Source organism: Mesorhizobium sp. CNPSo 4670 (genome assembly GCF_057784235.1).
On sequence record NZ_JBWJFQ010000029.1, the window covers coordinates 83,660 to 90,461 of the forward strand.

Sequence of the window (6,802 nt, forward strand, 5' to 3'; positions counted from 1 at the left end):
GAGTGTGCCGATGAACGACGCTTTCATTTCTCATCTCTCAAACGAGCTCGCGGAGCTCAAATCGGCCGGCCTCTACAAGTCCGAGCGGGTGATCACCTCGACGCAGTCGGCTGAGATCGAAGTCGGTGGCGACAAGGTCCTGAACTTCTGCGCCAACAACTATCTCGGCCTTGCCGACAGCCCCGAGTTGCGAAAGGCGGCCACCCAGGCGCTCGACCGTTACGGCTACGGCATGGCATCGGTGCGCTTCATCTGCGGCACGCAGGAGGAACACAAACAGCTCGAGGCGACGATCTCCTCTTTCCTCGGCCTGGAAGACACCATCCTCTACGGCTCCTGCTTCGACGCCAATGGCGGCCTGTTCGAGACGCTGCTTGGCAAGGAAGACGCGATCATCTCGGATGCGCTGAACCACGCCTCGATCATCGATGGCGTGCGGCTGTCGAAGGCCAAGCGCTTCCGCTACGCCAACAACGACATGGCCGATCTCGAGACACGGCTGAAGGAAGCCAGGGACTGCCGTTTCCGGCTGATCGCCACCGACGGCGTATTCTCGATGGACGGCATCATCGCCAACCTGAAAGGCGTTTGCGACCTTGCCGACAAATACGATGCCATGGTCATGGTCGACGACAGCCATGCGGTCGGCTTCGTCGGCAAGAACGGTCGTGGCTCGGCCGAGCATTGCGGCGTCGAGGGCAGGGTGGACATCATCACCGGCACGCTCGGCAAGGCGCTTGGTGGTGCTTCCGGCGGCTACACGTCGGGCAAAAGCCAGGTGGTCGACTGGCTGCGCCAGCGCTCGCGGCCCTATCTCTTTTCCAACACGCTGATGCCGGCGATCGCCGGCGCCTCGATCAAGGTGTTCGAGCTGATCCGCAATGGCGACGCCTTGCGCGAACGCCTCTATACCAATGCGGCGCGCTTCAGAGCTGAGATGGGTAAGCTCGGCTTCACGCTGGCCGGGGCCGACCATCCGATCATCCCGGTGATGCTGGGCGACGCGACGCTGGCGCAGGAGATGGCGGCGCGCATGCTGAAGCGCGGCATCTATGTCATCGGTTTCTCGTTCCCGGTAGTGCCGAAAGGCCAGGCGCGTATCCGCACCCAGATGTCGGCGGCGCATTCCATTGCCGATATCGACCGTGCGATCGAGGCGTTTGCGGAGATTGCAAGGGAACTCTCGATCATATGACCCGCGGTCTCTGACTACCTCAACACCGAAAAGGGCTTCGGGGCGAAGGCAAGAACCCCTCAGTTTATCTGAGTTATCGCTTCGGCGCGACCTGTGAGCAGTTGGGCCCCTCCTTTAAGTCACCACGCCTGTTTCCTCGTGCAGGACGGTTGGGCCGGGCTCGTAGTCCAATGCAGACAGAGTTCCATGCCCGGGTGCAACGTATTGCAACTCAGTAGAATTGGCGGCGGTTCGGTCCCAGTCCATGCCCACGCCCCCCGTGGCCCTTGAAGTCCGCGCCACCCCGAAAGTGTCTGGCACATCTGTCCAAAGACATGCCCTCCGACAGAACTACATGCCTTCTTTGGTGGCCTGATTCAGGCCGCTTGTGTATCCAACCTGCCGATCTCGATTGCCGCCACGGCCAATGTTCAATGGGAATAGGGACAATCCTGCCGCCGCTTGATGTAGCGATGACACTGACTTCAAATGAGCGGGGGTCGGGTTGATGTTCTGTCGACAAGCGAGCCGAAACGAGGGCAAGGCACCGTAAGCCTTTCGAATGTATTTCAAAGCGGAGCATCGACGCCGAGTCCGGGGGCCCCCATACGGTGGAGTTGCGCGGCAGCGAACCACTCGCTAGCGGGTTGTAGCGCACTGAGCCGGGCAGCGGTCATCACCAGTGCTTGCCGGCAGAGTTTGGTTTGCGACACGAACCCTGGCGAAGGGACACCGAGGTCCAGTATCGCAAGGTCGGTGGAATCTGTTCCACCCGAACAGCGCGACAGCTCCATTCGCCTGCGGTGACGAGCGTTGAATCCCATCAAATCAAACCCGGAAACGAAACAAGTCGATCAGTGGCAGCACCATTTTGCTGTTTTGCCATCTGCCGCGTACCGTAGACTCCCGCTTGCCGAGTTGGAAAGCCCTTGTGCGAGGAAGGGCACCAGCGCATTCGCATGGCCTTCGATTGGGACAATCAGCGCAAGGAGGATGAAATGAGCATGGAAAATCAAAATAGGTCGATCACGAGACGGATGTTTGCGATTGCGGGCGTTGCATTAGCAACTTCGTTGATTGCCTTGCGGCTAAGCAATTTTGCTATCGCAGCAGAGATATCAGCACCTCCGAAGGGTGCCAGTCCGACGATCGACAAAATCCGGGAACTCGGGGAACTGAGGGCTGGAATCGCTATTTCCGCACCTTGGTTGCTTCAGGACCCCAAGTCGGGCGAATATGTGGGTGTTAGCATCGAGATAGGGAAGCAGATAGCAAAGGCGGTCGGCGTGCCGTTGAAGATCGTGCCGTCAAATTGGGATGTTTTTATCGCTGGCCTACAGGCCGGCCAGTTTGATATTGCGCTCGCGCCGGCTTACGCCACGCCCAAGCGCTTGGCGGTCGTAGACTTCGTCAATTACACTAGCGCGGGCGTTTGCTACGCGGTGCTCAAGTCGAACGCGAAAATAAACAGTCTGAGCGACTTAGACAGTTCTGAGGTAACTATCGGTACCTTAGCTGGTACCGGCGCGGAGCAAGGGATCAAGACAGCACATCCGAACGCTAAGCTAGACAGCGTCGTTGGTGGTCCTGGCGTGATCATGCGGATACCTGACTTGCTGGCTGGTCGAGTCGACGTGGCAAACTTCGATTCACCCATGGCAATTGTAGTCGCCCACGATTTCCCTCAACTTAAGATTATTCCAGGTGGTGCGGAGACATGCATCAAACAGCCTGACGTATCCTTCGACACCGGGGTCTCGCTCCGAAAAGGCGATCCGGAATATAATAAGCTGATTGAGGCTGTCGTGAAGTCGATGAAAGACTCTGGTGAAATCGATAGCTTGATCAAGAAATATAGCGCCGTTGAATACATGCGAAGCCAGTGAGATCGATATGCCAATTGAGTCTGCGTTCCGCTTCGATATCATACTCCACAACATTCCGTTTCTTCTGTCTGGAGTGGGAATGACGCTCTTGGTCAGTATATCTGGCCTTCTAGCTGGCATGATCATTGGCCTCATAATCGCAATGCTGAGACTATCACCCAATAAGCTGGTCGGAGTAGTTGGACTTCTTTTTGTTAACTTTTTCCAGAGCACGCCACTCCTTGTGTTGCTGCTCTGGACCTATTTTGCTGTTCCTATCCTGATTGGACGATCGATGCCGGCGCTAGTCGCCGGCATCGGAGTAATGGCACTCTTTTCCGGTGCATATTTGTCTGAGGCCTTTCGCGCCGGCATATTGGGGGTCAGCAAGGGGCAGTGGGAGGCTGCGCGTGCCATGGGGATGCGCGATACCTCAGTGCTGAGGCGAGTGATACTTCCACAAGCGCTGGTCCGCGTGTTGCCGCCAATTACCAGTATCTGGGTAAGTACGATTAAGGAATCGTCTCTTATATCGGCTATATCACTTGAGGAACTCATGTACAAATCCATGTCTCTGGCTGCGTACTCGCTTCGGCCCGTCGAGACGTTTACAGTATGTGCCGTGATATACTTTTCCATTATATATCCGTTCATTTTGCTAGCAGACTACCTCTACCGACGTCTTCAACGGGGAAGGAGGCAGTCGGCATGAGTTATAATTGGGATTTCTCAATCCTGAATCAGAGTGCCTCGGCCCTGAGCTTCGGGATGTTGCTGACCGTCGAAATAAGCTTGGCGAGCATGGCCATTGCCTTAATTGCGGCAATACCCATCACCTTGCTGCGCGTGTCTACACATAGAATTCTTTCTACAATTGGCACCTGTTACACGGAATTCTTTCGAGCGACCCCGGCGCTTGTTCAAGTCGTCTGGATTTTCTATGCACTGCCACCGCTAATTGGCGTGACACTATCGCCGGTCACAGCTGGGATATTGGCCCTTTCACTAACCTTGGCCGCCTTCGTGTCGGAAGTTTATCGGGCGGGCATTAAAGCTGTTCCGGTAGGCGTGCGAGAGGCCTCTCTTGCTCTCGGGCACAGGCCACACCAGACGTATATACGGGTCCTAGGCCCGCTTGCCTTGCGCAGAATGGTTCCGCCTCTTGGGTCGCTTTGGATTTCCTTGTTCAAAGACTCTTCAATAGTTTCTATAATCGGGGTGCACGAACTGATGTATGAATCACGCGTTCTTGCGATCGACAGTTACCGCCCATTGGAGGTCTTCACGGCTGTTGCCGTCATATACTATTTTGTGACCTGCCCGCAGGCGATATTCGTCGAATTTCTGTACAAAAAATTCAGAGCAGGAGAATAAAGTGAACACGGTAGCTCTGAACCAGCCTGTCGAGTATTTAATCCGAACGTTCGACCTCTGTAAGTCTTTTGGATCATTTGCCGTGTTGCGCAATGTTAATCTGGAAGTACGCCTGGGCGAGGTCGTGGTTTTAATTGGCCCGAGCGGAGCAGGAAAAAGCACCTTGATAAGATGCTTAAATCGCCTCGAAACTCCCACGTCGGGCCGAATTATATTTGACGGACATGACATCACGAGCACCAAGGTCGATCTGCCATCCATGCGCAGGCAGATCGGGATGGTGTTTCAACATTTCAACCTATTTCCACATATGACTGCGATCCAAAACGTGATGGAAGGGCCGCTAACGGTTCTGCGCCAACCTAGGGAGGTTGCTGAGAATGTCGCGCATAACCTGCTGCAAAAGGTTGGGTTGGCAGCGAAATCGAAAAACTACCCTTCCGAGCTCTCAGGAGGCCAGCAGCAACGCGTCGCTATCGCGCGCGCCCTTGCTCTCAGCCCCAAGCTCATGTTGTTCGACGAAGCGACATCTGCCCTTGACCCTGAGCTGGTGACAGAAGTACTCGCGGTGATACGCCAACTTGCGGAGGAGGGTATGACGATGGTTCTCGTCAGCCATGAGATGGGATTCTGCCAGCGGGTAGCGGACAGAGTCATCATGATGGATGAAGGGACCATAGTGGAAGACGGTCCGCCTGCGACTATCTTCTCCAATCCGACCCAAGGTCGGACTCAAAGATTTCTCAAGGAGATCTTGCGACAAGAAGGGTGATGCGGGCAGGGACAGGCCCCCAATTTTCAAGAGAGATGATGTGGTCCGGGATCACCGACTTCCTGACCGGGCGGGCGGCTGTTCTGCGGGAAACACGCCGGCCGTGCCTTTCAGAGCCACAATCGGGCGTCGCTCGTCACGTCGCCACCGCGTCCTAAAGCTTCCAGAAGGGCATCCTCACGACCGGTTCGACAACGGAAGATGTCGGTTGTGAGTTTCAGCTGAAGTGCGACTTTGCAGCAAGACAGGTTAGCGCGTTCACCGATTGCCCGACAGTATCTTCTGACGGAAGACTTCGGCCGGTGTTGTGAAGCCGAGGCATTTGCGGCGCGTCGAGTTGAGATGGGCGCACACCTGATGCAAGTCTCGATGCTCGATCGACAATGGATCAGTGTCTCGCGGAAGCCATTTGCGAGCGCGGCGGTTGGTGTTTTCCACCGTGCCTTTCTGCCACGGTGCTTGCGGATCGCAGAACCACGTCTGAACGCCGAGACCAGCCTGGAGGTAGGGCCAGTCTGTGAACTCGGTGTCACGGTCGAAGGTGATTGATCGACGGGCCGAATGGGGAAGGGGACCAAGCACGTCGATCAAGCCGTCCATGATCGCGCGCGACTGCCGGTCGTTGTTGTGCAGGAAGACCGTGAAGCGGCTCACCCGTTCGACCAGCGAAGTGACGTTCGCTTTACCGAATTTCTTGCGGAACTGGATCAGATCGCATTCCCAGTGTCCGAGCTGCTTTCTGTCGCCAACGATATCCGGCCGGTGTAAAATGCTTAGTTCCGGGCTGAATCAACGGCCATGGCGCCGCCTGACGTGCCTCGGCCGGCGTCGGGCGCGGCTCTCGGGAAGATAGCGCCATAGCTTTATCTCTTGGCCGTCGGCCTAATAGCCAAGCGATAGATCGTCTCGTGGCAGACGCGACGCTGCTACGTTCATAAGCCAATCGACCGGCGATCTGCTCCGGCGACCAGCCATGCTTGATGCGCTCGATGATCGATGCGCGAAGCTTCGGATGCCGAACCAGCTTTCGAAACGGCTGCGACGTTCCTTGGCCCGATTGTTGGCAGATCCGGCATCTCCCGATCTTTGAACTTATTCTGCGCGATCTCGCGGAAGATCGTCGAGCGATGGCGGCCAAGCTGCTTCTCGGCAATCGCATCGACACTGACACCAGCCTGGCGCCAGCGCTCGATCTTGCGGCGTTCATCCAAATCGATTTGGGAGTAGGTGCGTTTCATGTGCGGTTCCATGCATGCGATAAGCCCTTGGTATCGCTGCAAGGTCGCACTTCAAGATAGAACGCACTCCTGCTACACGTGATGTTAAAGCAAGTTAGAGTTGAGACAGCGCTGGCAAGTTAGAAATGCGACACTCATAGGGTAGGGGCGTTCGATTCCTAGCAAAGTAGAAATGTCGCTTCGACGTGAAAGCGCACCGTCTTGGCGCGGACGAAAGCGCCCGATCGGGCGCCGCTGGTCGGGATTGCGCAGCCCGATCGGGGGCGATCCAGTAGATCTCTGCGGCTTTAGCTTTGAGAGCGACGCCCAGAGATTCCAATCTCTGTCGGGCGGCGACAGCCTCTGCCAGCGCGCTTGCTGGTGAGTCCACGCGAGATCA

5 protein-coding genes and 1 pseudogene are annotated in these 6,802 nt (G+C 56.3%); 5 read left to right on the top strand and 1 reads right to left on the bottom strand.

Annotated elements, in window-relative coordinates; genetic code table 11:
* Positions 1–10: 10 nt before the first annotated feature.
* From AC0ZT5_RS32290 to AC0ZT5_RS32310, 5 genes are all read left to right on the top strand, one after another.
* Positions 11–1,195, top strand: coding sequence for a glycine C-acetyltransferase (locus AC0ZT5_RS32290; RefSeq protein ID WP_488499719.1), 1,185 nt, complete (start codon positions 11–13; stop codon positions 1,193–1,195).
* A gap of 977 nt (positions 1,196–2,172) precedes the next feature.
* Positions 2,173–3,060: a substrate-binding periplasmic protein gene (locus AC0ZT5_RS32295; protein WP_488499720.1), complete on the top strand. Its 888-nt coding sequence runs from the start codon at positions 2,173–2,175 to the stop codon at positions 3,058–3,060.
* 7 nt (positions 3,061–3,067) lie between these two features.
* Entirely contained in the window at positions 3,068–3,751 is a 684-nt protein-coding gene (locus tag AC0ZT5_RS32300) for an amino acid ABC transporter permease (RefSeq protein ID WP_488499721.1), read from the top strand.
* Positions 3,748–4,413: an amino acid ABC transporter permease gene (locus tag AC0ZT5_RS32305; protein WP_488499722.1), complete on the top strand. Its 666-nt coding sequence runs from the start codon at positions 3,748–3,750 to the stop codon at positions 4,411–4,413. The genes AC0ZT5_RS32300 and AC0ZT5_RS32305 overlap by 4 nt, the downstream gene beginning before the upstream one ends.
* A gap of 1 nt (position 4,414) precedes the next feature.
* On the top strand, positions 4,415–5,185 hold the full coding sequence (locus tag AC0ZT5_RS32310) for an amino acid ABC transporter ATP-binding protein (protein ID WP_488499723.1): 771 nt from the start codon (positions 4,415–4,417) through the stop codon (positions 5,183–5,185).
* Between the two features lie 258 nt (positions 5,186–5,443).
* Here AC0ZT5_RS32310 and AC0ZT5_RS32315 read toward each other — a convergent pair.
* Positions 5,444–6,423, bottom strand: a pseudogene (locus AC0ZT5_RS32315) (IS30 family transposase).
* Between the last annotated feature and the right edge of the window lie 379 nt (positions 6,424–6,802).

Bases quoted from the DNA above. Each gene is read 5' to 3' on its own strand.
- AC0ZT5_RS32290 (WP_488499719.1), top strand. From the start codon at position 11: ATGAACGACGCTTTCATTTCTCATCTCTCAAACGAGCTCGCGGAGCTC.
- AC0ZT5_RS32295 (WP_488499720.1), top strand. From the start codon at position 2,173: ATGAGCATGGAAAATCAAAATAGGTCGATCACGAGACGGATGTTTGCG.
- AC0ZT5_RS32300 (WP_488499721.1), top strand. From the start codon at position 3,068: ATGCCAATTGAGTCTGCGTTCCGCTTCGATATCATACTCCACAACATT.
- AC0ZT5_RS32305 (WP_488499722.1), top strand. From the start codon at position 3,748: ATGAGTTATAATTGGGATTTCTCAATCCTGAATCAGAGTGCCTCGGCC.